Raw genomic sequence first — 26,116 nt, forward strand, 5'->3', positions numbered from 1 at the left:
TAGCTCAACCCAACCTTCGTTATCAATTATTTAGTTAGTGATTACTTACTTTTCGGTAGCAAAGTGATTTTCCCAAATACATCTGCATCTATAAATCCACGGTTTCTGTCACCGTTCACTGGCTGTACTTCGTGTGAGCCCATAAAGTGTTCACGTACTTCGCTACCATCGTTATCGCAGTAGGCGAGCATAAAACCAATAACGTGTTTTTCAGTTAATTTAAGCGGAGTGTTTTGTGCGCCTTGTTGATAATCATTCGGGTAGAGTTTTATCGCCACTTCCCACGTGATGTTATAGGGCGCAGTGGTATTACGCTTCCAGTTACTAACTAAGTGGTCGGTATATAAATGCGCTTTTTTATCAGGGCCATAATCGGCTGCTTGGTTATCAAGACCAATGTGATAAGCAAACGCGGTATGATTAAACTGATGATTCCCACCCGATGCGTCACTATCTATAAACACTTCTAAGGCATCATCATCCCAGTATTTATCAGTTGGATTTGGGTGAGTATCAATCAGCACATCGTCACTAATATCTGCTTGTAAATACAAGTAGTTTTCATCCCATAGAAGACGGTAGCGGCCTTTAAAATCGGCATCTGATGAGGGAAGTGCGCCATCCATTAGGTGCGGCATAGGATGCCATGTGGCGCTATCCCATGTACTTTCAGAGACACCATCAATAATAATAGCTGTTGATGTATAACTAACTTCAATAGCCATAAGTGGTTGGGTGAAAAGTAAACTAAAAGCGAGTAGTGTTTTTTTCATTAATAAGCTCATCAATTAAAGATGATTTAGCTTGGCTTAAATAGCAATTAAAAACAATCTCATAGTTGTATTTATTATATTAACTTATTGCCCCAGTTATGCTTGTTTTTAATGCCAGCATTAATAAATGCGCGCTTTCACCCGACATTTTAAAAGGGTTAAAGTCAATGTTACCCGAGTATTTTAGATTAAGTAACTCGGTTAGCTGTGATTGCGGCACATAGCCCATTGACCATGTTTCAAACTCTCTTTCGGGAATTTGGATATAGTTGAGCATAATTACATTGTGGTGGCGTTTGTCATTTAATATTTGTTGATAGGTATTATTAACAGCGGTTCTGGAGCCTTCAAGGCATTGTAAAAAGTATTCATTACTAAAACATAACATGCCGGTGACATTTGTTTTTACATTGTAGGTTCGCGCACTTTGTAAAATATTTTCTATATCTTCAGGCCCAAAACCACTACTTATTTTACTGGCGTAAATGAGTCGCACAAGAAACATAAAACCCCCTGACTGTTTAGTTAATTAAAGATAGTTCAGTGAGGGGGTTATTACTAATTATGTAAACGCATTTTGTGTAAATGACTAATTAAAGCTGGATGCTTTCACCTTCATTTAAAATATACAGGGGTATCTTCGAGTTCATTTTTTTATGCATATGCAATAAGCGCAGTAGTGCTGAATGGCTGCTGTGATCGCCCATCTTCCAACTTGAGTTACCATAGCCCCACGGTATCATTACTTTACAGTTAAGCGCTTGTGCTGCGGTTAATGCATCCTCAGGAGTGGTATGTACATAACGGTACCAGTTGCCGTTCTCTTTATGGTAATAAGAGGCAATAGGCATTAAGCACACATCGATATCGCCATATTTTTGCTGTATATCGTTAAAGTGTTTTGAATAACCAGTGTCGCCTGCAAAAAATAAAGTGCTGCCACTTTGCTCAAGTAACCAGCCATTCCATAGGTCTTTATTGTTATCTTCATAAATAAAAGGCACTAAAACACGACTACTAAAATGATGCGCAGGTAGCGCATGAATGGTTAAATCATCAATTTTAGTTTTTGCATACCATGCCATTTCACTAATGTTAAAGCCACCTGTTGGAAAGTTATCAGCCATACCAAGGGGGGTTAGGTAGCGAGGCTGATTACCAATTTCTTCAATATCGGCTTTATTGAAATGATCGTAGTGAATGTGAGAATACATAACGGCGACTAAGTTTTTCAATTCATTGTCTGTGAGCCAGTCGCCAGGCTTGCGATAAAATCCTGAAGTAAGGCGAAAAGCTAAATCAATAGGCGAGTCAAATTGCTCTTTTACGGGATCAAACACAACTTGTTGGCCATTCGGGGTTTTGATCACAAAGCCTGCGTGTCCGAGCCAACGAATAGTAAAGCCCGCATTAACCTGCGGATTTTTTTGCTGACCTTGATATTGGCAGTTTTCAGCCTCTGTTTCACAAACTAAGTTATTGTTTTTTGGGTAGCAATCAGTTTCACAGCTAACAGGATAACTTTTTTTGCCTGGGTAGAGGTTGTGGTAGCGCCCAGCTTGCTCACCTTGTTGATGAAGTGGAATAACGGTATTAGGGCCAGCAATAACCTCAATATTATTCGCAGTGCTGCATGCAACGAGCACACTGGAGGCGATGATTAAGCTAAGCGTATGTATTTTCATAATTCATTTTTAGTTGTTATTTTTATCTTACTGAAAGTGTAACAAAAGCAGTTTGCTAAAAAAGGACAAAAAAGTAACAAAAAGTGTGTATAAAAAAGCCCGCTATTTTTAGCGGGCTCAGTTTAATAGGTTAAATATTTAGGATTTATTCATTTGCTCAATAAATTTATTTGAGTCTTCAATCGATTTGTTCATATCATTCATTAATAACTGAATATCGCGCTTTAAGTTAGTAAATTCACCTTTGATAGCCGCTACCGCTTGCGCATTTAAGTTATGCTTTAAGTACAATACGTTGTCTTTTAAAGATGATAATACCGGCTCCATTTTACTCTCGGCGCTGCGCATTGAGCGAAGTAACTGGTCGAATTGACGTTGTGTTGCTGCTAACTTTTTGCTGCTTTCACGCTTAAGTGAGGCACTTTTGTATTGCTCTAACTCATCATTCCACTCATCAAATAAAGCTTCTGCTACGTCTTCAACTTTATTAATGTTACTTGATACTTCGTTTGCCGCTTGAAGGCTTGACTCGTAATCGTCATTAAGTTGATTGTAAGCATCTTGCAATTCACCGCCATCAAAATTAATGAGTGTAGTTAAACGCTCAAGTGCTGATTGAAATTCTTGTTGAGACTCTTGTTGTGAGTCTTTTGTTTCTTCTACGCGGTCAATCAAAATATCACGCTTATGAACACCTACTTTTTCCATTGCCGAATAATAAGCAGACTGACAACCAGAGAGCATCAGCATTAACGCAAGTATGGTTGTCCCTAAAAATGTTTGTTTTTTCATCTGAATTCCTATTTACGAGTGTTAATGCTGTAAATTATGGCCTTGATTGTTATTATAATCAAAAGCTCACCAACAAAGTTAATTGTATGAATGATAAGCTCTCCCATTATAAACAGCAAGTTAAGGCGTTTTTAAAACTGCAACCAGGCTGGTGGATGCAATATTTTAATCGCTGTATTGACGATCAAATAACCATTAATGCAGGGTATTTAGCGTACGTTACTTTACTTTCGTTAGTCCCACTTATTGCTGTAGGTGTGGCAATATTTTCTGCTTTTCCAGGATTTGAGTCGACTCGTTTAGCCATTGAGAGCTTTTTGTTTACTAACTTTGTGCCGACCTCTTCTGGTGTTATTAAAGAGCATATTAGCTCGTTTGCTAGTAATGCCAATCAAATGACGGCAGTAGGTATTGGCTTTTTAGCAGCCATTGCCTTGCTACTTATTCGTAATGTAGATGCCACGCTAAACCGTATTTGGCGAGTAAAGAAAAAACGCCCGATGATGATATCGTTTGCCGTATATTGGATGGTACTCAGCTTAGGGCCCGTATTACTGGGCGCCAGTATCGGTGTCACCTCATATATTGTGTCGTTGGTATCGTTTGCCGATCAAGGGATCCCAGGGTTTAGTGGTTTCTTGTTAAAGCTACTACCGTACGCTATCTCTATGGCCGGTTTTATTATGCTTTACACCTTAGTGCCCAATACTCGTGTTTCGTTTAAGGCGGCCGTTCCCGGTGCGCTATTTGCTGCCATGTTATTTGAGCTAACCAAAAAAGGCTTTGCTTTGTACATTAGCCATTTTCCATCATACGAAGTGATTTATGGTGCGGTAGCAACCATTCCTATTTTGTTTGTATGGGTTTACTTGTCGTGGGTCGTGGTGCTACTAGGCGCTGAATTCACCGTGTGTATTAACATGCAGCATTACAATAAAAAAGATCAACAAGCAGAGGATACAGAGTAAATGCAGGGATTAATTCAACGAGTAACACATGCTAATGTGGTGATAGACCAACAGCTTGTCGGTGAAATTAAACAAGGCATTGTATTATTGCTGGGGGTGGAAAAAGAAGATGATGAAAGCAGCGCTGATAAACTATTACACAAAGTCACCAATTACCGTATTTTTAATGACGAAAACGATAAAATGAATCTCAGCCTTAAAGACATACAAGGCGAACTGTTAGTCGTATCGCAATTTACGCTCGCAGCCAATACAAAAAAAGGCATGCGGCCTAGCTTTTCATCGGCAGCTACACCAGACCAAGCGCAAGCGCTATATAATTACTTTGTAGAGCAGGCTAAATTACTCGGTATTAAGGTCGCGACCGGTGAATTTGCAGCCGATATGCAGGTGAGTTTATGTAACGATGGGCCGGTTACCTTTAATTTAACCGCTTAACGTGCTTTTTTTACAATCACAATATGATTAACAAAGCCGGTAATTTTTTGAATACTAATAGCCTTCCCAAATACAGTCAGTAGTACATGTTGTAACTGAGTGAGTTGTGATGAGTGCTGCGATAAAAAGTTAATAAATAAGATGCCCTGTTGATCAAGTGCATCATAAATTGTTTGATAAAAGCATGAATCAAATAAAAATCGCGGGGCGTCTAATTCACTAAATAAATCTAAAATGACCCAGTCCATATGCTCTGCTGATTTTAAAATTGTTTGCGCATCCTCGCAATGAATCTGTTGTTGTTCACTGGGGGCAAAAAATTGTTGATAACAGTCAATAATATGGGGGCTTTTCTCTACTGAAGTAACCTGCACTTGAGGATACTGTTCTAATAAGTAATTACGAATGGCACCGCCACCTAACCCCAGTTCGAGTACTTTTTTAGGCGCAGGTAGCTGTTGCCAAGCCGTTGCTAAATAAGCAAGGTGTGGAAACAGTAATGCATGTGGTTTTGCTTTTAAAATAACAGACTGCAAGGTGTTATTAATGAGTAGCCAGCGAAGTTGTTGATACTCTCTTACTTGTATGTGCTCACCATGCTGATTATGCCAATAAAGTAACTGGCCTAGCGATGAACTATGCTCAATAAAATTTTGGCTGATCAGGCCACTACTGCAATGGATATATTTATTCATGCTATTGAGCATAAACCAGCAGAGGTAAATCGCAACGGCTTTTGTCATTAATTTTTTACAGCTGTTTTCTCAGCACCAAAGTCTTATTTGCAGTTTTATCCAGATCGAGTATGGTGTTTTTCACAAAATGCACAGCGTAATATTTTACATTTTTAATTTATGGAGTATGTATGTTTCAAGTGAGCACCCCACAAAGTAGTGAAGACTGGCAAGCCTATTACCAATTACGCTGGCAGGTTTTACGTGCCCCATGGGGCGAACCTCGGGGCTCTGAGCAAGACGATTTAGAGCAAGAGGCTGAGCATCGCTTCATTAAAAATAAAGCGGGTGAAGTATTGGGTGTGGCTCGTTTGCACTTTAATAATCAGCAACAAGCTCAAGTACGTTATATGGCGGTTGCAGAGGGTAACCGTAATCAACATATTGGTAGCCGTTTACTACATGAACTCGAAAAAATAGCGTGGAATCAAGATGCTGATGAATTAGTGTTGTTTGCTCGCGAACGTGCACTGGAATTTTATCAGCGCCATGGCTATGAAAATAAAGAAAAAGCACATTTGGCTTATGGTGATGTACAGCATTACAAAATGGTTAAGCTCAAACCGAGTGAGCCAGGTTGGTTTCGCCACCCTAATTGGACTCAAGTACTGCAAAACACATGGCGTGAATCAATCCCCATTAGTGATGCTATGGGAATAAAAGTAGAAAGTTACACAGATTGGCAATTTACTACTCGTGCAGATTTAAATGCTAACTTAAATTTACACAACACTATGTTTGCGGGCTCTATTTATAGCCTAGCTACGTTAACGGGTTGGGGTGCAACGTATTTAGCATTAAAAGAAGCAGGGCTTGAAGGGAATATCGTGTTAGCAGATGCCAACATTAAGTATTTAAAGCCACTTAATACCGACCCTAGAGGCTGTGTGAATATTCAAACCTGTAAAGGGAACTTAATGGAGTTACAAGAGGCGGGTAAGGCGAGCTATTTAGTACCAGTAACCATTTTTGATGGTGACCAAGTAGTTGCCCAGTTTGAAGGGCAGTTTGTGGTTAAAAAGTGATAAAATAAACGAAAAAGCCAAGCGAGTTGCTTGGCTTTTTTTATAAGCGTTTTTTACAGTAAATCTGTCAGTAATATACCCACACCAAAGCGTTCAATATCGGCGTTATAGTCTATTAAACTTTCACCATAACCATTAAAGTACTGCGCATAGCCGCGTACTCTTCCCCATAGAGGGAATGACCAATCAAGCTGAATTGCCCCGCGGTTATCTGAATTTAAATTATTACGGGTCATAAAACTAAATTCATGATCGTGAAAGCGATACGCGCCACCAAATTCAAAGTAACCCATGTATTTATAGATATCTGGGTTATCGTCACCTCGTGCATCTAACGGCGCAGGCTTTTTGTTTTCAGGAATGCGATACCAAGGTTTAAAGCTAAATACAAAGCCGTCTTTTTCCCAAATGAAATCGGCATAAATGCGATTCCAAGAACGCGAGTTTGGCTGACTACGACCATTAGATTGGTGCGAAATACCAATGGCTATTGCCATTTCATCGCCCCATAAAACGTTTTCAGGGTCTAAGTAATTAATCCAAAATACTTCTGGCTCGTAGTTGGTTTCACGAAAAGGAGAGGAAATATCGTCGTTATATACTTGCCAGTATGACTGCAAAGTAAAGCCAAAAAATATCGCCTGGTCTGAATCGGCAAACTCATCATATAAAGGCACTTTAATTGATAGCTGATATTTAGCTTCGAGGTTATCAAGTGGGTCGCCATCTTTTTTATCGGTTAACTCTGCAAATCCATCAAACGGGCGAGTGTTTGGGTTCGACATATAAGAAACCGGTAAAATATAATTACGTTTATGCGGGGTAATTACATTACGATTTTTTTTACCAACTGCTTCACGGGCTTGGCGTTTGTCGATAGCCGTTAGCTGCTTGTTTTCCTCAACAGCAGAGCATTTTTCGCGTAATTGATCGAGAGTTTGTTTACCGTCTCCACCGATCACTTCATTTAAAATACATTGCTTTACCAGCTCAAGTTCATTGTTTTGCTCGTTATTCGCTGTTTCTTCAGCAACAACGGTTGTGCTGAGTAATGTAGAAAGTAGTATCCAATGGCGCCAACTCATTATAATTCCTTTGTAAGTGAGGGAAGTCAGTATTTTGCTAATTATAGCGCCTTTTTAACACATAAACGGTGAATTTGTCCTGAACTTTAATACTTTAAAAAGAAAAGCGACCTAAGTCGCTTTTACTGTGTAACTAGTTATCTACTAGCTAACTCTCACGCAATGAGAAGGGGTGAGCTAAAGCTCAAAGACGTTGGTAAAAAATTTATACAGCTCGGTACCTTGATTCACACTCGCTGAGGCAAAATGCAATATCGCAATTGCATCGAGATCAAAGCTTAGAGTTTGCAGCGGTTGTTCGCTTAAATAGCGCTCCATTCGCAGTATTTTAGCAATGGGTTCTCCAGCTTTAACATGCCCGCCAAGAGGTGCGAGGTATTCGACCATGCCACCCATGGGGGCGTAATAAGCGATATAATCATTTAGTTGGCAGCCATATCTTGTCATCAATTTTGGCTTGTAGGGGGCATCAACAAATACTTGCTTATGATTTAAATAACTTAAAATACTATTGGCATCGTCTAGTGCCGCGCTTAAATCGATTTTTTCTTGGCTGCCAAGCTCTACCGTAAAGGCTTCAACTTGCACGTTAAATTCACGCCCTTGCTGAGCAAGTTGCTCACTAAGCTGCCACCATGGACAAAAGCTTGCTTCATCCATTGCGCCATCAAAGTCATTAGGAATAACCAGCACATGGGGAATATTAAAGTAACGCGCGCTATCGGTCGCATACTCAGGGCAATATAAGTGCTGACTAGAAATAGGGCCGGTGTGTAAATCTAAAACTATATCTGCTTGATGCGCCAATTTTTGTAAGTTTAGCGCAATCCGTTTCCCCGTTGTTAAACGATAATCAGGGCCGTTGAGTTGTTGCTCAACGTCATTAATTAACGCGGCTTTAAAGGCTGTTTTCAGAATTTTATCATCGGCATCGCTGAACTGCTGTGCAAACTGGGTCGCCAGTTTATTATTGCAGTGATACATGCGATTCCAATTAGTCCCCGTAATGGGATCGAATCGGCCAAGGGTAAATTCCCCCGACTTTTGATTACAGCCAATGGGGTTAGCGTAAGGAACTAAGGTAATATCACCTTTTAAATTAAGTGTTTTTAGTTGCTCAAGTAATTGGTAAATTACCGCGTTGCCTTGCACTTCTGCGCCATGCATATTTGCTTGTACATACACACTTGGGCCGGTGCCATCGCCTTTTAAACGATACACAGGAATAGTCAGTGGTAGTCCGTTTGCGACTTCGCCAACTACAATGTTTTCTTGGCTTATAGCTATGGTGTTATTCATCTTTTTTACCTCAAGTAGTGGCTTGCATCTTCTGCTTGTCGCACGCAACTCAATACGCCATTGTGTATAACATATTCACCGGCCAGCTCATGACATAAAAAGTACGGCATACTTTCGGTAAAACCGTAGGCACCGCATTGACTAAATACTAGCCAGTCTTGCTCATTTAAATCACTGGGTAATTGGTGCTCTCCTAAGCAATCAAGTGCAGTACATAAGGGGCCGTATAGGCTCATTGCTTGATTTGCTGCGTTTGAATCTCGTAATAAACGCGCAGGGAAATCTTGACTGGTGACCGCAGGGCGCAATAAATGATTAATGCCGCCGCTCATAATCACCTGTTGTTGGCCGTAATTTAGTTTGCGCTCAACAACAGGTGTGGCGTAGTGGCCGCATTCGCCTACAGCGTAGCGACCTAGTTCCATCCATAGCTCAGTAACCCCCGCATCGCATTTAATTTTTGCAAGCGCCTCTATGAGTGCATCCCAACTTAGAGTGGGCGTATCAAGCGTATAGGGAATACCTAAACCACCACCTAAATCCAGCACCTTGAGGTTAATATTTAAATCCTCAGCAAGTTGCCTTAACGGCGTAATCATTTGTGTCCACAGCTCAGCGAGTTTGTCGCTGCTAAGCATGTTGCCCCACTGAAAAATATGCAGACCGTCAAAATTAAGTGCACAGTAGTCACTGGTATTTAGCGCCTGCCACTCGTCGCACCCTAAGCCAAATGGAGTAAGACTATCGCCCCCTAGCGGGTTTTTATCACCCTCGGGCCAGCGTAATTGAACACGCAGCAAAACCTGCAACTGGCACTGCTGAGCAATCGCTTGTTCGTTGAGCCAACGTACCTGATTGAGACTTTCGGCCACAAAGGTACGTACGCCACGCGCAATAAAGTGCTTAATTTGTTTAGGGCTTTTTGCAGGCCCCGTGTTGAGCACGCGTTCACTGTTAACTCCTTGGGCAAGGACTTGCTCAAGCTCGCCTTTACTGGCGACATCAAAGTTAAAACCAGCGTTATTTAAGCGTTGGATCACGCTAGATAACGGGTTCGCTTTAACTGCATACCAGAGTTTTACCTCGGTTTGTGCTACTAAACGCGTTAAATGTGTGTTTAGTGAATCAAGATCATAAACAAAAAAGGGCGTATCAAGCTCAGTTGATAGCTTATCAATAGCGCTTTTAACGGGCGTGCTCAAAAAGGTCATTAACGTAAAACCTCTTCAAGCAATAATGACGCGTCACTTTGCTCGTCACGGTATTTAACAATTAACGCACACGACATGCTTAAGCCTTGCTCACGCGCCCAATCGTTTGACGCAGGGCGAGATCCAGGGATCACAATCGCGTATTCAGGGATTGCTTCGCCTTTATCAAGCTGGCGCTCATTTACGCAGTCATAAACAGGGATGGTTGCAGATAAGCGAACACCTGGGGCAAGTACCGCGCCTTTTTTAACTACCACGCCTTCAACAATCACACAGCCTGCACCAATGAATGCATCGTCTTCTATGACCACAGGGCTTGCGCCAATGGGCTCAAGTACTCCGCCTAATTGTACCGCTGCGCTTAAATGCACATTTTTACCTACTTGAGCACATGAGCCAACCAATGCGTGGCTATCTACCATAGTGCCCTCGTCAATAAATGCACCAATATTTACGTACGCAGGTGGCATAATAATAGTGCCTTTGGCAACATGTGCACCACGGCGCACACTTGAACCACCGGGTACCATGCGAACTCCTGCTGTGGCTTCAAAGCTTTGCGGCGCTAAGTTATGTTTATCAACAAAACCGCCAGCAAACTCGGTGTTTTGACCGTTTTTAAAGGCTTCTAAAATGCCTTGCTTTACTTCTACGTTAGCGTGCCATTGGCCGTTTTCGTCTTGTGTTGCTGCGCGAACCGCGCCCGTTTCTAAATTATTTAATAGTTCTAACCAGTTCATTATAAAAACCTGTATTTAATGCCAAGATAAAATGGTGTTGTTTGCCGATGAAATGTCATCTGTGTGTGTCAGCTCAAGGTGTGTTAAAGGTGGGCGTAAATACGGACTGCCAATACGCCCTTGTAAATGCATTAACACTTTGACTGGGATAGGGTTGGCTACTGAAAATAAGCTATTGATAGCACTAGACCACTGGACAAAAAGATTAGGGTGTTGGCCGCTTAAACTGCGCTTTACAAAATCATGGGTTTGCACTGGCCATGCATTGGCTGCAACCGACACTAAACCTTTTGCACCTGCTTGGGCAAAATAAGGCATGAGGGCATCGTCACCACTAAAAATGGCTAGTTCAGGCGCTGCTTGTCGATAGGCTTCAAATTGAGAGATAGAGCCACTGGCTTCTTTCAGTGCCCATAAATTTTTATGATGTTTGAGGTTTTCAATAGTCGCAATGGGAATGCTTACGGCGCTACGTCCTGGTACGTTATAAAGCATACACGGATGAGAACTTGCATCGAGTAAGCTTTCAAACCAATGCGTTTGCCCCAGTACACCGGGTTTGGCATACAAAGGCGAGCCGAGTAAAAAACCATGGATAGGCAGCTGGTTGCAGTAATTAACCCATTCAAGCTGTTGCTTTAAGTTACTACCGCCTACCGCAACCATAAGGGGGACACTCGGTTTTAATTGGCAGACATGCTCTACGATGGCTTGCTGTTCTTTGAGGGTAAGGGCTAACCCTTCGCCGGTGCTACCTAGCAGTAAAATGCCATTGTTAGCAGCTTCTTGTTCGGCCACTAAGGTGTTTAAGGTTGCGTAATCAACTAGGCCATTTTGATCAAATGGGGTGATCAGCGCAGTCCATAAATGGAAATTGTTAATATTGAAGTTGTTGATCATCTCTCACGAACTTATAGGGCATTCGTCGAGTTTTTGGCGGGTATTTAGGATGCCTGACTCTTTGAATGTGTTTATAATTCGAAGAGCGAATGGGCTTAAATAATAGGGCGCACGGCCTTATTATACTAAGACCAGAAGCTCTCCACCAAATATGTTATTGGTGACAGTCGCTAGGATTCAGCCTAGTCGCCCGAAGCAACCTTTCACAAAAAAGTGTTACCTCTCGGCGTTAATTCCCCTCACGTATGCTCAATGGAGTTTGCGCTCCTAACATACGCTACCTGAATAACGCACCTCTTCCAGCCCTTTGCACTTGCTATTGAAAAATCAATCAGCAAATACAATGTAATAGGGTAAGTGTGGCGATTAAACCACTTTAGCCGTCTAGGTGTCAAGTGACTAAATATAGATAGATTCATCCTGATTGACAGTTATTACGTATTAGCTGCTTTTCTCGTACACTAGTACTATTGTCGAAGTAAGGTATTAAGCAGATGGAAAAATTTAGTGATATTTATAAGCGAGCGGTAGAGCGAAAGGGCTCTGAAAAAATGCTTAAGTTGTTACTCGCAAAACCTTTATCTAACAAACAACTCCTCACATTAAATGATGATGATTGGCTAGAAGAATTTACTCGGAAAGTTTTTCAAAGTGGTTTTTATTGGTCGGTGATCAACAGTAAGTGGGCCGGATTTAGAGAGGTTTTCTGGGATTTCAATGTTGAAAAACTATTGATGATGCCACCGGATATGCTTGAGCAAAAAGCCAGTGATGAGCGGATTGTACGCAACTATAAAAAAGTAAAAACTATTACTGAAAATGCGTATATGATCCACGAAGTTGCAGAGCAATACGGCAGCTTTAGTGAGTTTATTGCTAACTGGCCAAGTGAAGATATTATTGGCTTGTGGGCGTATTTAAAAAAGCATGGTGCAAGGCTTGGTGGTAATACCGGCCCTTATGCGCTGCGCGCCTTAGGAAAAGATACTTTTTTACTTTCAAGAGACGTAGAAAGCTATTTGCGTGCCCATAAAATTATAGATGGCGGATTACAAACTAAAAAGTCACTAAGTGCGGCGCAGGCATTCTTTAATGAACTGCAGCAGCAAAGCGGCTTAAGCATGCAAGAGCTGAGCTTAATTGTCGCTTATGGTGTAGGCGACAATCGCGTAGGTATCAGCCAAAAACAATAGGATTAAACATGAAATTAGTGCCAAGGTATACCGACATTGGTGAGGGGTTTGCAATTAGCGATCATCCAGCCAAGGTGACAGCGCCACAGTTATTGTTATGGAATGAGCCCCTAGCTAAGCAATTTAATATACAGGTGAGTGCCGATTCTCGAGCAAATATATTTAGCGGTAATGAACCCCAAGCGATTTCTGCGGTGGCACTGGGATATTCTGGTCATCAGTTTGGTCACTTTTCACCGCGACTAGGGGATGGTAGGGCACATTTGCTCGGTGCGATTAGCGATGATAAAAATCAGCTTTGGGATCTGCAATTAAAAGGCGCTGGTGCTACGCCATTTTCGCGCGGAGGCGATGGCCGCTGTGCATTAGGTCCAGCTATTCGTGAGTACGTAATGAGCGAAGCTATGCACGCGCTTGGCATTCCAACAACGCGTTGTTTAGCCGTGGTTGGCAGTGGCGAAACCGTTTATCGCAACCCACCTCAACCAGGTGCTATTGTAACCCGACTCGCCAGCAGTCATATTCGGGTGGGCTCGTTTCAATATTTAGCCACTCAAGGTGACGTTACTAGCCTAAAAAACTTAGCCGACTTAGCCATTCAAAGACACTATCCCGAGATTAACAGCACTGGCGCTCAGCGTTATTTAGATTTTTTAGCTGCAGTGATCGCCAACCAAGTCAAATTAGTCGTAAGTTGGATGAGGGTGGGGTTTATTCATGGAGTTATGAACACCGATAACACCTTAATTAGTGGTGAAACCATAGATTACGGCCCATGTGCCATGATGAACCAGTTTGATTTTGATACCGTGTTTAGCTCTATTGATAAACAAGGGCGTTATGCGTTTGGTAATCAGCCAAACATGGCAAGTTGGAACTGTGCCCGCTTAGCAGAGAGTCTAATAGCGCTGATCAGTGACGATGACGAGCAAGCGGTGGCAATGATGACGCCTTTAATTGAGGGCTTTTCAACGCAATTTAACCAACAATTTAGCGCTATGTGGGCGCAAAAGTTAGGGTTAACAGTCGCGGATGATAAAGATAATGAGTTGGTGGGAGAGTTACTAGGGTTATTAAAACAACACCAGCTTGATTATACCAATACTTTTAATGCGTTAACTGAATCGTTAAATGGACAAGCGCAAATACCATCAGCACTCGTATCATGGGCGCAGCAATGGCAAACACGAACTAATGAGCATAGTTATAATATAATGCGACAGGCAAACCCAAGTGTGATTCCGCGTAATCATATTATTGAAGATATTATTACGCAGTACACTACGCATGGGGGTAGTGAGCTACTCAGTCGTTTTAGCCAAGTGATGGCGAGCCCTTACACAAACCATGTGCAGGCCACAGAGTTTCAAACGCCGCCCGAAGATGATAAGAATTATCGTACTTTTTGTGGTACTTAAGTATGGTTTTTTGCATTTTAAAATGAATATAAAAGGTCATTTTTTACCCGAGCGACGTTCATTCATAGAGCAAACTATGAACGGGTGATACCATCACTCCATAAAAGCCAGTGATCGTGTGGGGTTTAAAGCGATTGTTTGCTTTTTGAGCTAGCCTGTGTTCATCGACATTTTTTATGAGCTAGTTTTATTATCCTAGATATTGAAAAAAATATATTTGCGTTAAGTATTGATTAACAAAGACTCAGTTACTGTATAGGTAAGTTAGAAGAGCTAGCAATGCTTAGCTACATTTTTAGTTGTTAAAATGGGAAGAAAACAATGAAATTAAAATCACTTACAATGGCTATTGCGTTAGCTGCAACTAGCGCATCTACTTTCGCAGCCGAGCAAGAAGGCTTTTACATCGGTGCATTCGGCGATTATTACGATGCTTCGTGGAAAAACATGCGTGAGCAAGCTGGCCTTGACGTTAATGAGTCAACAGGCTGGGGTGCTGAATTAGGCTACCGCTTTAATGATTACTGGAGTGCGCGTTTAGAGTACGCAGACCTAGACTTTAATGCTCACGACAAAGTATTGAACAACCGCAACGATATTGACGGCGAACGTTACGGTATCGATGCACTTTACCACTTTGGTGGCGGTCCTTTCTACGGCTTATTTGGTCTGAAAGATATTGATGTTGTTGATGACAACACGTTTGTAAACGCAGGTGTAGGTTACCGACACTTTGTTACAGACAACTTTTTTGTTAATGCTGAAACCAGTGTTTACCAAGGTTTAGACAAAGGCTACACAGATGTTGGCGCTAAATTAGGTATAAACTACTTCTTTGGTCAAAAATCGGCGCCAGTAGCACCGGTTGAGCCTGCACCACAGCCAGAGCCAGAAATTGTTCCTGTGCCGGTAGCACTTGCTGATACAGATAAAGACAGCATTCCTGATGTAGATGATAAATGTGCCAATACGCCTATGACAGATGCTGTTGGTAGCGATGGTTGTACACTTTATGAAGATACTGAAGTAACAGTAAGCTTGTTAGTAACATTCCCTAACAATGACTCGTCAGTTTCACAGCAGTACTTAAATGATATTGATGAAGTAGCGACTTTCTTAAAAGAGTACCCAGATACAACAGTGCTTCTTGAAGGTCATACGTCTGCAGTAGGTAAAGCGTCTTACAATAAATGGTTATCTAAAAAACGTGCTGATGCAGTAGCTAAAAAGCTAATTGCTGATGGTATTGCAGAAGATCGCATCACAACGGCAGGTTTAGGTGAAGAACGCCTTAAAAATGAAGCGAATACGGCAAAAGCGCATGCTGAAAACCGCCGCGTTGAAGCACACGTAAAATCTATTAAACGTGTAAAAGTATTACGTTAATAGTCTCATTATTGAGTAAAAACCCAGCTTAGGCTGGGTTTTTTTATGGCTGCTTAATAGGTATTCATGGGAGTTGGTTTTACTTTGTTCACTATTCATATTATTAATAATCGGTATAACTAGTTGCCTAACTGGATGGATTTTAATCTATGCACAAAAGCTTTATAATCGGCAGATAGAATACTATAAGTATTGGGTTATGGTGTGTTTAGTAAACACCACCGAATACTTTAACGTCACCAAGAGGGCAATACTGTGCTACAAGAATATCGTAAACACGTAGAAGAACGTGCCGCGTTAGGTATCGTACCAGCGCCATTAGATGCTCAGCAGACGGCTGATCTTATTGAGCTAATTAAAACGCCACCGGCAGGTGAAGAAGAGTTCATCCTAGAACTACTGATCAACCGCGTACCACCAGGTGTTGATGATGCAGCCTACATTAAAGCAGGATTTTTAGCGGCTGTTGCTAAAGGTGAAGCTGTTTCTCCATTGATTTCTAAAGAAAAAGCAGCTGAGTTACTAGGTACTATGCTCGGTGGCTACAATATTGCGCCAATGGTTGAACTACTTGATGACGAAGCGTTAGCGCCAATTGTAGTAAAAGGCCTTTCGAACACATTATTAATGTTTGATGCGTTCTACGATGTAGAAGAAAAAGCAAAAGCAGGTAATGCATACGCCAAGCAAATTATAGAGTCTTGGGCTGCTGCAGAATGGTTTATCAATAAGCCAGCCGTTGCTGAAAAAATCTCTGTTACGGTATTTAAAGTCACTGGCGAGACAAACACCGATGATTTATCACCAGCACCAGATGCATGGTCACGTCCTGATATTCCGCTTCATGCATTAGCCATGCTTAAAAATGAGCGTGATGGTATTAACCCTGACAAAGACGGTGAAGTAGGTCCAATCACTCAGCTTGAAGAATTAAAAACAAAAGGCTTACCACTTGCTTACGTAGGTGACGTTGTTGGTACAGGCTCTTCGCGTAAGTCTGCAACAAACTCTGTGCTTTGGTTTATGGGGGATGATATCCCATTCGTACCAAACAAGCGCGTGGGTGGTGTATGTTTAGGTAACAAGATTGCGCCTATTTTTTTCAACACGATGGAAGACTCGGGTGCGTTACCAATCGAATTAAATGTTGATGAATTCAACATGGGTGACCAAATCGACATCTACCCTTATGAAGGTGTTGTGAAACGTCATGGTACTGATGATGTGATTTCTACATTTGAACTTAAATCAGAGGTGATTTTAGACGAAGTTCGTGCTGGTGGTCGTATTCCATTGATCATTGGTCGTGGTCTTACAGACAAAGCACGTACATCATTAGGTTTAGGCGCAACTGACGTATTTAAAGTACCAGCAGTGACTGAAGTATCAGACAAAGGCTTTACGCTTGCGCAAAAAATGGTTGGTAAAGCATGTAACGTTGCCGGTATTCGACCTGGCCAATACTGTGAACCTAAAATGACCACGGTTGGCTCGCAAGATACAACAGGTCCTATGACGCGTGATGAGCTTAAAGACTTAGCCTGTTTAGGTTTCTCTGCAGATTTAACAATGCAGTCTTTTTGTCATACATCCGCTTACCCTAAGCCAATCGATGTAAACACGCACCATACGCTTCCTGATTTTATTATGAATCGTGGCGGTGTATCGCTTCGCCCTGGTGATGGTGTAATTCACTCATGGTTAAACCGTATGTTATTACCAGATACCGTAGGTACGGGTGGTGATTCACATACACGTTTCCCACTAGGTATTTCATTCCCAGCAGGTTCGGGGGCGGTAGCGTTCGCAGCTGCAACGGGTGTAATGCCACTAGATATGCCTGAATCAATTTTGGTTCGTTTTAAAGGTGAAATGCAACCGGGTATCACTTTACGTGATCTTGTACATGCTATCCCTTACTTCGGTATCAAAGAAGGCCTATTAACGGTTGAGAAGAAAGGTAAAATCAACGAATTCTCTGGTCGCATACTAGAAATTGAAGGGGTTGAGCACTTAACGGTTGAGCAAGCGTTTGAGCTATCCGATGCATCTGCAGAGCGTTCAGCTGCTGGCTGTACTGTTAAGCTTTCTAAAGAGTCTATCAGCGAATACCTTGAGTCTAATATTGTTATGCTTAAGTGGATGATTTCTGAAGGTTACGGCGATGTACGTACGATTGAACGTCGTGTTACTGCAATGCAAGACTGGTTAGCAAACCCAGAGCTAATGGAAGCTGATAAAGACGCAGAGTACAAACACGTACTTGAAATCGACCTTGCTGAGATTAAAGAGCCAGTACTGTGTGCGCCAAATGATCCTGATGATGCACGCCTACTTTCTGATGTGACAGGCGAGAAAATCGATGAAGTATTTATCGGTTCTTGTATGACTAATATTGGTCACTTCCGTGCTGCAGGTAAATTACTCGATGGCTTTAAAGGGCGTATCCCAACACAGCTTTGGGTTGCTCCACCAACGAAAATGGATAAAGACCAACTTACAGACGAAGGTTACTACGGTATTTTTGGTCGTGTTGGTGCACGTATTGAAACGCCAGGGTGTTCACTGTGTATGGGTAACCAAGCACGTGTTGCGGACAAAGCAACGGTCGTGTCTACTTCTACACGTAACTTCCCTAACCGTTTAGGTACAGGGGCAAACGTATTCTTAGCATCAGCAGAGCTGGCAGCAGTAGCGGCAATTTTAGGTAAATTACCTACACCCGCTGAGTACCAAGAATATGCAGCGAAGATCAATGCAACGGCAGCAGATACCTACCGTTACTTGAACTTCCACCGTATGCCTCAGTACACTAAAAAGGCAGACAACGTAATTATTCAGCAAGCTGTATAATTTATAGAGTGTGTTTAAAAACTCGCTTCGGCGGGTTTTTTATTGTCCAAATGAAATATTAGATAGATAATGCTTAATTCGTTACATGATTGTATTAACTTTCGTTAAATGTCGTCATTGATATGGTTAATAAAGCAAAAAATCCTCTCTACATGCATTAAAATCCTCGACAATATTATCATTATTATAAGCAGGATTTTATGACCGCATTAAACAACCAGAATTTACTGCAACTTCGTTTTATTAACCAAGCCAATATTGATTTGGTTAAGCCTTCTTTTGATAACTTACCTGCAAATCCTTATGCAGATGGTGCGTTTCGTAAACGCCGTTATTCAGTGGTTAAATTACAAAATGGTGAGCTTAATCTTCAAGCGACCAAAGCGTTTGTGCAAGACGATTCAATTAATACCTTTCAAGGTAATGTTAAGCGTACTTACGAAAACTTAGAGCAAAGCTTGCTTGAGTCTGAGGGTATGAAAAGCATTGTTAGTGAATTTGCAGAAATCACCGGCATTGATGCAGAGCGTGATATTGAAATTCACCAATTTAGAATGCTTGCCATTGATAGCGATACGCCAGCAGCTCCAGAAGGTGTGCATCAAGATGGGTTTGACCATGTGTGTGTATGTGGTGTTTCTCATGAAAATTTAGAAGGTGGTGAGCTATTGGTTTATGAAAACCAACAAGCTGAACCGTGTTTTAAAATGGAAATAAAAGACGGCATGTTTGCACTAATTAATGACCGTCAGGTATGGCATAACGCCACGCCAATGAACAAAATTGATGCTAACAAACCAGGTTACCTGGATTGCTTTGTACTAACTGCTTAAGAGAAATAAAATGAATTTAATGCAATTGCGCGCGCAATTTCCTGCTTTAATGCAAACTGTTGATGGCAAGTCACCGGTGTTTTTAGATGGGCCAGGTGGCTCACAAGTACCCCAGTCGGTACTCAGTGCCATGACCGCTTATTTAGGGCATTACAATTCAAACTTGGGCGGTGCGTTTTTCTCAAGTGACAAAACGGTTGAGCTGATGGCGAATGCGCGTCAAGCGGCGGCTGATTTGTTAAATGCGCCCAGTGCACAAAATATTGTGTTTGGCCCTAATATGACTAGCCTAACATTTAGCTTTAGCCGAGCAATTTCACGCAATTGGCAAGCAGGTGATGAAATTATAGTGACCAATGCTGATCATTTTTCAAATGTATCGTCTTGGCAGCAAGCCGCTGAAGATAAGGGCGTTGTGGTTAATACTGCACTGGTTAATGAAGCCGACTGCAGTTTAGATATGGCGCATTTTGAAAGCCTATTAAACAGTAATACTAAATTAGTTGCCGTTACGTATGCCTCAAACACCACGGGATCTATTAACGACATTAAACGTGTTATAGAGCTTGCTCATAATGTGGGTGCGTTGGTGTATGTTGATGCGGTGCATTATGCGCCACATGAACTGATTGATGTACAAGCGTTAGATTGCGACTTTTTAGCTTGTTCTGCATATAAGTTTTTTGGCCCGCACTTAGGCATGGTTTATGGTAAAACTGAGCACTTAGAAGGGTTTACACCTTATAAAGTAGAGCCAGCAAAAGATGTTGCACCAGGTCGCTGGGAAACCGGAACACAAAGTTTTGAGGCACTTGCAGGCTTTATTGCGGCGGTTGATTACATAGCGGCGATTAGCGAACTTGATGACAGTCACTCACGCCGAGAAAAATTACGTGTTGCGTTTGCTAAAACAAAACAACATGAAATGGCATTGAGTGAATACTTTTTAACGCGTCTAGTTAACTACCCAAAAATTAAGTTGTTTGGTATAGACGATTTAGAGCGTTTGAGTGAGCGTACCCCTACGTTCGCACTGACCTTTGAAGGGTTAGAGCCTCGCCAAGTGTCTGAATTTTTGGGTAAACACCATGTATGTGTATGGGATGGTAATTTTTACGCCCAAGGTTTATGCAAACAACTGGGTGTGCTTGATAAGGGCGGCGTAGTACGCATTGGTTGTATGCACTACAACACCATTGAAGAGATGGACACTTTGTTTGACTTGTTTGATGAGCTGATTTGAAGCTGTCAGCTATAAGCCGTCAGCTTTCAGTTTAATGCAAATACTTGACAGTAGTCAGCAGTTAGTTAATTTCTGACCGCTGACCGCTGACCGCTGACCGCTGACCGCTGACCGCTGACCGCTGACCGCTGACCGCTGATGCTTTGTGGCGTTCCATAAATTTGCTCTGCTCGATTAAACAAAACCCATGAGGTTAAAATATACTTATCGTTTGATACTGGCTTATTGCCTCTATGTGTATGGGTAAAGTAGCCTGGGGCAACCACCATACTGCCTTTTTTAGGGGCTATTTTACGATTTTGATAATAAAACTCGGTTTCTCCGCCTTCTTCAACATCATTTAAATAAAACATAAATAACAACACCCGATGCAGTGCTTCATTATGCTGTAGCTGCGGATACACCTCACTGTGCCAATACGGATAACCGCCTTTATTTACTTCGTATTTTTGCGCTTGAATATTACCGAGTCTAAAAATTTGCTGTACCAATAAGGGGAGTTGTGGTTTACCTACCTCGTCATAGTTGGCGTGAGTTAAATCAACCGGTTGTCCTGTTTTTGGGTGATATACCTTTAAACCAAATGCCCCAATCATCATAAAAATATGTTCTTCAATGTAGTTGAAAACATACTGTGCAGTGGTTTGTTGAATATGTTTTAATTGTTCTGCGTATTCAGGATGATTGTTTAAGTATAAGTCGTGGCTATCTTTTTTATTAAGATCAACACCGCCCGATGTCATCCCTTGTTTAATATGCGGGCTTTGAGAAAAGGTAGTGATAAAGTTATCGCAAAATTCATTACTGAGCGCGTTGTCATACACGCGGATAAAGTCCGTCATGAGTTACCTGTTTAATTATTATTGGATTATTATGTTTACTGAAAAAGTGATGCCGCGTTTTAGCGAAACGGATGCACTCGGACACATCAACAATACCGTACTCCCCGTATGGTTTGAAGCGGCCCGAGTACCTATTTTTAAATTTTTTACGCCAGATCTAAATCCACACAACTGGAAGTTAATCATTGCTAAAGTTGAAGTGTCGTTTGTTGGCGAACTATTTTATGCCCATGAGGTGACAATTAATACCAGCATAGAGCAAATTGGCAATAGTTCATTTGTGATCCGCCAAGAAGCATGGCAGCAAGATAAGTGCTGCGCCATTGGTAAAACGGTGATGGTACGTTATGACTTTGTTAGTAAAACAAAGCAACCACTTTCGACTGATGAAAAAGCCGCATTAACACAGCACCTTGTAGCAGTTAGTTAATCGCAGCTTAACTATGACAAGCAGGATGTTTAGTTAAATATTGCCCCAAGGCAATGACTTGTTTTTCAGTAAAGCGCAGCCCAAGCTTTGTTCGTCGCCAAAGTATATCTGCGCTGGTTCTTGCCCATTCATGGTTTACTAAGTAATCAACTTCTTGCGCATACAGACCATGACCAAAGTGATAACCTAAATCGCCGATTGCTTGGCTGTTCCCCAGTAATTGATAACTAAGCGTGCCATAGCTGCGAACCATACGTTTTAAGGTGTCGATTGCCAGCCAAGGGTAGCTGCTTTCTAACTGTGCGCTAAGGTATGCTTGGTTACTAAAGTCACCGCCTGGTAAAGGGGCATCTTTCGTCCACGAGCCACTCATCTTTGGGTAAAAAGGCACTAATTTATTGACGGCATTTTCTGCAAGCTTTCGATAGGTAGTAATTTTACCACCAAACACACTTAATAAAGCGGCATGTTCGGTGTCGTTGCTTAATATCAGCTTGTAATCACGGGTCACCGCTTGAGCATCTGTTGATTTGTCATCTAATAGTGGCCGCACCCCACTAAACGTGTGCACAATATCCGCTTCGCTTATTGGCTTTTTAAAGTAATGATTAGTAATACTGATGAGATACTCGATTTCTTGCTCACTAATTTTTACATCAGCAATATCGCCGGTGTACTCTTCATCTGTGGTGCCAATCAGTGAGTAATCTTGCTCATAAGGAATGACAAATACAATGCGGTTATCTTTATTTTGTAAAATATAGGCAGCTGGCTCATTGTGGAGTCGGGGCACTACAATATGACTGCCTTTCACAAGGCGAATAGTGTGCGGTGTGGGCTGGGTAAATACATCTTCAAATAATGACGCGACCCATGGGCCTGCGGCATTTACAACACTTTTTGCCTTTATATTTAGGTGCTGCTTGCTGGCTTGTTGCTCTAAAATCACATCCCAATAATCTGCGTTACGCGTTGCTTTAATGCAGCGGGTGCGTGTTGCAATGGTGGCACCCAAATTATGCGCTGCTTGGGCGTTTAAAATCACTAAACGCGCGTCATCAACCCAGCCGTCTGCGTATTCAAAGCCTTGGGTAATGCTGCTGTTAAGAACGCTATCGCTGTTAAACTCAATCGCCTTTGAAGCGGGTAAAGTATTACGCTTGGCTAGGTGGTCGTAAATAAATAACCCCACACGAATCATCCAAGAAGGACGTAAGTGTGCTTGGTGCGGCAGTCGAAAAGACAGTGGCCACATAATATGCGGCGCTTTTTTTAATAGCACTTCACGTTCACGTAATGCCTCTCTTACCAATCTAAATTGATAATTCTCTAAATAGCGTAGCCCGCCATGAATAAGCTTGCTGCTATTAGAGGAGGTGGCTGAGGCTAAATCGTTTTGCTCACACAATAATACTTTTAAACCGCGACCACTAGCATCGGCAGCAATGCCAGCGCCGTTAATACCGCCGCCAATAATGAGTAAGTCATATTCGTTGTCGTGTGCGCTCATAGATTTTACTCACTCTCGCCGTCATTGCTATTAGAAAGTCTAACTTGTGCAATGCAATGTAGCCACTTTGCGTATAAATCGTTGCGCTCTTCACTGCTCATGGTTGGTTCAAAGCGACGATCGCTTTTCCACATGCTGGCAAGCTGCGCAGTTGATTCATACACCCCAGTTTGCAAACCGGCTAAGTAAGCAACCCCTAACGAAGTGGTTTCGGTTAGAGTGGGGCGCTCAACACTTGCGCCTAAAATATTGGCTAAAAACGCCATTGCCCAATTATTGTTTGCCATGCCGCCATCAACTCTTAGAATACTAGGGCGGAGTCCGTCACCTTCCATAGCTTTTTGTAAATCTTTGGTTTGATAACCCACCGACTGCAAGGCAGCTGCAACAATAGTGCTAATGCCTGAGTCTCGGGTTAGGCCCAAAATTGCGCCTCGGGCATTTGCATCCCAATAGGGCGCACCTAAGCCTGTAAACGAGGGAACCAAGAATACTCCATGATCCAAGGGAACATCTTTGACGAGGGCTTCACTTTCACCTGCGTTTTCTAATAACTTTAAGCCTTCTACTATCCACTGCATGGTGGCACCAGCCATAAAAATACTGCCTTCAATCGCATAGGTGGGTTTGCCGTTGAGCCGATACGCAAGAGTGGTTAATAAACGATTATTTGATTTTAGTGCTTTATCACCAGTGTTAAGCATTAAAAAGCAGCCCGTTCCGTAAGTACTTTTTGCCATTCCTTCTTCAAAACAAGCTTGACCAATTAAGGCGGCTTGTTGATCGCCTGCTATACCGCAAATTGGAATTTCACCACCAAATAGCTCGCTTGCAGTCACCCCAAAGTCAGCCGCTGAGTCCATTACCTCAGGTAGCATCGACGCTGGAATATCAAATAAGGCGAGTAAGTCTTCATCCCAGCATTGCTGATGAATGTTAAACAGTAATGTACGAGAGGCATTGGTAGCATCGGTTTTGTGAGCTTTACCGTTAGTGAGTTGCCATAGCAAGTAGGTATCTATCGTACCAAATGCTAGTTCACCTGCGTGTGCTTGCTCTTTAGCGCTTTTGACGTTATCTAAAATCCAACGAATTTTGGTTGCAGAAAAGTAAGGATCGAGTACTAAACCGGTTTTATCATTCACCATTTGTGTATGCCCAGCATGACGTAAATTATCACAATAGTCACTGGTACGTCGGTCTTGCCACACAATCGCATTGTAGATAGGTTGCCCGGTTTTTTTATTCCACACTAAGGTGGTTTCTCGTTGGTTAGCAATGCCAATGGTAATAATGTCGGCGGCAGTGACTTGTTGCTGCGATAATACGTTTTTAACGCTGCTTAATACGGTTTGCCAAATATCTACAGGGTCATGTTCAACCCAACCATTTTTCACAAAGTGTTGAGGGAAGGTTTGTTGAGCCGTGTCAAAAACCTCGGCATCTTTAGTGTATAAAATAGCTCGAGAGCTTGTCGTTCCTTGGTCAATCGAGAGTATGTATTTAGACATAAAAAATAGTGTTGTTTAATTTAGATAAAGACAGCTTGTCTTTAAGCTAAACGAATAGCAATGCTTTTGCACCATAATGGTTAAAATTATAGATGAGCGAAAGGTAGGAGAGGGAGGTGAAAACTCAATTCTGGCGCCTACAATTTTATAGGCGCCAAATAACAACAATTAATTAGCATCCGTTAATTGTTGATGTAGCCAATCTTTTAATACCATTCTGTCGTGTTTTAACTGCTGCATGGCTTCGTCATCTATGGGTGAGTCTTGTAGCTCAAGTACTCGAATTTCTTTATCGATTTCATTGTATTGTTTTGCTTTGGTTGCAAAGTTTTCATCGTTTGCATTAAGTTTTGCAATAGTTTGCGTGTAATCAGGAAAATCTTTAGTTAATGAATGGTCTTCGCCTAACATAGGTTACTCCTTAAATGGCTGTTGCATAATGCACGTCACGTTATATAAAAATGATCAGTGACTTGGGGTGTCCCCATACAACAGAGCTTGGGCTGATCTAAAATAAATCAACCGTTATTGGTTGTTAGTGTGTCTATTTATGTTTGCTGGGCTGCAAAACACTGACACCTGCAAAGGCTTCAGTTAGAATATGCCTGCGACAGGCCCTAATTACTTTGAGTACTTTATTACATGCTTTTAATGATCGATAACTATGACTCGTTCACCTATAACTTGGTACAGTATTTTCAGCGCTTAGATCAAGACGTGTTGGTAAAACGTAACGACCAAATAACGCTGAGTGAGATCAAACAGTTAAACCCAGATCATATTGTGATTTCTCCAGGACCTAAAAACCCGACTGAAGCGGGAGTGTCGTTATCTGTGGTAGAGCAGTTTAAAGGAGTTTATCCTATATTAGGTATTTGTTTGGGGCACCAAACCATTGCTCAAGTGCTAGGTGGTAAAGTAGTGCGAGCTAAACAGGTTATGCATGGAAAAACATCGCCTATTTATCATCAGCACCAAGGCATGTTTAAGGGCCTACCTAATCCACTTACGGTGTGCCGCTACCATTCATTAATTGTTGAAGCGCATTCATTGCCAAAGGAGTTAGAAGTAACAGCATGGACTCAAAGCATCGCTGGGCAGCGTGATGAAATTATGGGATTATTACATAACGAGCTCGCACTTGAAGGTGTGCAATTTCACCCTGAAGCGATTTTGACCGAGCAGGGCTTAGCTTTACTTGATAACTTTTTAACGCGCTTCTAGGCTTATACCTGCAAGCTATTTAC

The 26,116-nt window shown here is 41.9% G+C and carries 24 protein-coding genes, 1 pseudogene and 1 riboswitch; of the genes and pseudogenes, 11 read left to right on the top strand and 14 right to left on the bottom strand.

Going from position 1 to position 26,116, the window contains the following annotated elements:
- Nucleotides 1-41: 41 nt before the first annotated feature.
- From PISS_RS00945 to PISS_RS00960, 4 genes are all read right to left on the bottom strand, one after another.
- Nucleotides 42-773: a CBM9 family sugar-binding protein gene (locus tag PISS_RS00945; RefSeq protein WP_058155437.1), complete on the bottom strand. Its 732-nt coding sequence runs from the start codon at nucleotides 771-773 to the stop codon at nucleotides 42-44.
- Between the two features lie 79 nt (nucleotides 774-852).
- Nucleotides 853-1,278 carry a BLUF domain-containing protein gene (locus PISS_RS00950; protein WP_028835927.1) on the bottom strand — a complete coding sequence of 142 codons (426 nt, stop codon included), beginning with the start codon at nucleotides 1,276-1,278 and terminating at the stop codon, nucleotides 853-855.
- Between the two features lie 88 nt (nucleotides 1,279-1,366).
- Nucleotides 1,367-2,458, bottom strand: coding sequence for an MBL fold metallo-hydrolase (locus tag PISS_RS00955; protein ID WP_013463801.1), 1,092 nt, complete (start codon nucleotides 2,456-2,458; stop codon nucleotides 1,367-1,369).
- A 138-nt stretch (nucleotides 2,459-2,596) separates the two neighbouring features.
- Nucleotides 2,597-3,250 carry a DUF2959 domain-containing protein gene (locus PISS_RS00960; protein ID WP_013463802.1) on the bottom strand — a complete coding sequence of 218 codons (654 nt, stop codon included), beginning with the start codon at nucleotides 3,248-3,250 and terminating at the stop codon, nucleotides 2,597-2,599.
- Between the two features lie 86 nt (nucleotides 3,251-3,336).
- Here PISS_RS00960 and PISS_RS00965 point away from each other — a divergent pair, with 86 nt between their 5' ends.
- Complete coding sequence (locus PISS_RS00965) at nucleotides 3,337-4,218, top strand: virulence factor BrkB family protein (RefSeq protein WP_013463803.1); 882 nt, start codon at nucleotides 3,337-3,339, stop codon at nucleotides 4,216-4,218.
- On the top strand, nucleotides 4,219-4,656 hold the full coding sequence (dtd, locus tag PISS_RS00970; protein WP_033102725.1) for a D-aminoacyl-tRNA deacylase: 438 nt from the start codon (nucleotides 4,219-4,221) through the stop codon (nucleotides 4,654-4,656).
- Here the strand turns inward: dtd and PISS_RS00975 are convergent.
- Entirely contained in the window at nucleotides 4,653-5,399 is a 747-nt protein-coding gene (locus PISS_RS00975; RefSeq protein WP_058154007.1) for a spermidine synthase, read from the bottom strand. The two genes, dtd and PISS_RS00975, sit on opposite strands and share 4 nt — an antisense overlap.
- 122 nt (nucleotides 5,400-5,521) lie before the next feature.
- Here PISS_RS00975 and PISS_RS00980 point away from each other — a divergent pair, with 122 nt between their 5' ends.
- Nucleotides 5,522-6,415: a bifunctional GNAT family N-acetyltransferase/hotdog fold thioesterase gene (locus tag PISS_RS00980; protein WP_058154009.1), complete on the top strand. Its 894-nt coding sequence runs from the start codon at nucleotides 5,522-5,524 to the stop codon at nucleotides 6,413-6,415.
- Between the two features lie 53 nt (nucleotides 6,416-6,468).
- On the opposite strand, the gene PISS_RS00985 is transcribed toward PISS_RS00980, so the two are convergent.
- The 5 genes from PISS_RS00985 to dapA form a co-directional block, all read right to left on the bottom strand.
- The gene (locus tag PISS_RS00985; RefSeq protein ID WP_058154011.1) at nucleotides 6,469-7,500 is read right to left on the bottom strand and encodes a phospholipase A; all 1,032 of its coding nucleotides are present in this window, start codon (nucleotides 7,498-7,500) and stop codon (nucleotides 6,469-6,471) included.
- 177 nt (nucleotides 7,501-7,677) lie between these two features.
- Entirely contained in the window at nucleotides 7,678-8,799 is a 1,122-nt protein-coding gene (locus PISS_RS00990) for a succinylglutamate desuccinylase/aspartoacylase family protein (RefSeq protein ID WP_058154012.1), read from the bottom strand.
- A gap of 5 nt (nucleotides 8,800-8,804) precedes the next feature.
- Nucleotides 8,805-10,010: a PLP-dependent decarboxylase gene (locus PISS_RS00995; RefSeq protein ID WP_058154014.1), complete on the bottom strand. Its 1,206-nt coding sequence runs from the start codon at nucleotides 10,008-10,010 to the stop codon at nucleotides 8,805-8,807.
- A complete protein-coding gene (locus tag PISS_RS01000; RefSeq protein WP_013463810.1) occupies nucleotides 10,010-10,750 on the bottom strand; it encodes a 2,3,4,5-tetrahydropyridine-2,6-dicarboxylate N-succinyltransferase in 741 nt (246 codons plus the stop codon). Before PISS_RS01000 ends, PISS_RS00995 begins: the two co-directional genes overlap by 1 nt.
- 15 nt (nucleotides 10,751-10,765) lie before the next feature.
- Nucleotides 10,766-11,650, bottom strand: coding sequence for a 4-hydroxy-tetrahydrodipicolinate synthase (dapA, locus tag PISS_RS01005; protein WP_058154016.1), 885 nt, complete (start codon nucleotides 11,648-11,650; stop codon nucleotides 10,766-10,768).
- Between the two features lie 127 nt (nucleotides 11,651-11,777).
- Nucleotides 11,778-11,957, bottom strand: a riboswitch (Lysine riboswitch).
- Nucleotides 11,958-12,144: 187 nt separating this feature from the next.
- Here dapA and PISS_RS01010 point away from each other — a divergent pair.
- From PISS_RS01010 to PISS_RS01035, 6 genes are all read left to right on the top strand, one after another.
- The gene (locus tag PISS_RS01010) at nucleotides 12,145-12,843 is read left to right on the top strand and encodes a DNA-3-methyladenine glycosylase I (RefSeq protein WP_058154018.1); all 699 of its coding nucleotides are present in this window, start codon (nucleotides 12,145-12,147) and stop codon (nucleotides 12,841-12,843) included.
- Nucleotides 12,844-12,851: 8 nt separating this feature from the next.
- Nucleotides 12,852-14,261 (top strand): protein adenylyltransferase SelO, encoded by a 1,410-nt coding sequence (locus tag PISS_RS01015; RefSeq protein WP_058154020.1) that lies wholly within the window; start codon nucleotides 12,852-12,854, stop codon nucleotides 14,259-14,261.
- Between the two features lie 321 nt (nucleotides 14,262-14,582).
- The gene (locus PISS_RS01020; protein ID WP_013463815.1) at nucleotides 14,583-15,647 is read left to right on the top strand and encodes an OmpA family protein; all 1,065 of its coding nucleotides are present in this window, start codon (nucleotides 14,583-14,585) and stop codon (nucleotides 15,645-15,647) included.
- A gap of 255 nt (nucleotides 15,648-15,902) precedes the next feature.
- The gene (gene acnB, locus PISS_RS01025; protein ID WP_028835937.1) at nucleotides 15,903-18,500 is read left to right on the top strand and encodes a bifunctional aconitate hydratase 2/2-methylisocitrate dehydratase; all 2,598 of its coding nucleotides are present in this window, start codon (nucleotides 15,903-15,905) and stop codon (nucleotides 18,498-18,500) included.
- A 200-nt stretch (nucleotides 18,501-18,700) separates the two neighbouring features.
- Nucleotides 18,701-19,333: a 2OG-Fe dioxygenase family protein gene (locus tag PISS_RS01030; protein ID WP_058154022.1), complete on the top strand. Its 633-nt coding sequence runs from the start codon at nucleotides 18,701-18,703 to the stop codon at nucleotides 19,331-19,333.
- Between the two features lie 10 nt (nucleotides 19,334-19,343).
- Nucleotides 19,344-20,576, top strand: a complete 1,233-nt coding sequence (locus PISS_RS01035; protein WP_058154024.1) for a cysteine desulfurase-like protein — start codon at nucleotides 19,344-19,346, stop codon at nucleotides 20,574-20,576.
- A 140-nt stretch (nucleotides 20,577-20,716) separates the two neighbouring features.
- Here PISS_RS01035 and PISS_RS01040 read toward each other — a convergent pair.
- Nucleotides 20,717-21,418, bottom strand: a pseudogene (locus tag PISS_RS01040) (2OG-Fe(II) oxygenase); the annotation flags it as partial.
- 31 nt (nucleotides 21,419-21,449) lie between these two features.
- On the opposite strand from PISS_RS01040, the gene PISS_RS01045 reads away from it, so the two are divergent.
- Nucleotides 21,450-21,848 carry an acyl-CoA thioesterase gene (locus tag PISS_RS01045; protein WP_024602231.1) on the top strand — a complete coding sequence of 133 codons (399 nt, stop codon included), beginning with the start codon at nucleotides 21,450-21,452 and terminating at the stop codon, nucleotides 21,846-21,848.
- 7 nt (nucleotides 21,849-21,855) lie between these two features.
- On the opposite strand, the gene glpD is transcribed toward PISS_RS01045, so the two are convergent.
- The 3 genes from glpD to PISS_RS01060 form a co-directional block, all read right to left on the bottom strand.
- Nucleotides 21,856-23,358 carry a glycerol-3-phosphate dehydrogenase gene (gene glpD, locus PISS_RS01050; RefSeq protein WP_058154026.1) on the bottom strand — a complete coding sequence of 501 codons (1,503 nt, stop codon included), beginning with the start codon at nucleotides 23,356-23,358 and terminating at the stop codon, nucleotides 21,856-21,858.
- A gap of 5 nt (nucleotides 23,359-23,363) precedes the next feature.
- Entirely contained in the window at nucleotides 23,364-24,869 is a 1,506-nt protein-coding gene (gene glpK / locus PISS_RS01055; RefSeq protein ID WP_058154028.1) for a glycerol kinase GlpK, read from the bottom strand.
- A gap of 168 nt (nucleotides 24,870-25,037) precedes the next feature.
- On the bottom strand, nucleotides 25,038-25,280 hold the full coding sequence (locus PISS_RS01060) for an HP1242/YdcH family protein (RefSeq protein WP_013463823.1): 243 nt from the start codon (nucleotides 25,278-25,280) through the stop codon (nucleotides 25,038-25,040).
- A gap of 231 nt (nucleotides 25,281-25,511) precedes the next feature.
- On the opposite strand from PISS_RS01060, the gene PISS_RS01065 reads away from it, so the two are divergent.
- Nucleotides 25,512-26,093 carry an anthranilate synthase component II gene (locus PISS_RS01065; RefSeq protein ID WP_013463824.1) on the top strand — a complete coding sequence of 194 codons (582 nt, stop codon included), beginning with the start codon at nucleotides 25,512-25,514 and terminating at the stop codon, nucleotides 26,091-26,093.
- Nucleotides 26,094-26,116: the final 23 nt, after the last annotated feature.

It is taken from the genome of Pseudoalteromonas issachenkonii, assembly GCF_002310795.1.
Lineage (GTDB): Bacteria > Pseudomonadota > Gammaproteobacteria > Enterobacterales > Alteromonadaceae > Pseudoalteromonas > Pseudoalteromonas tetraodonis.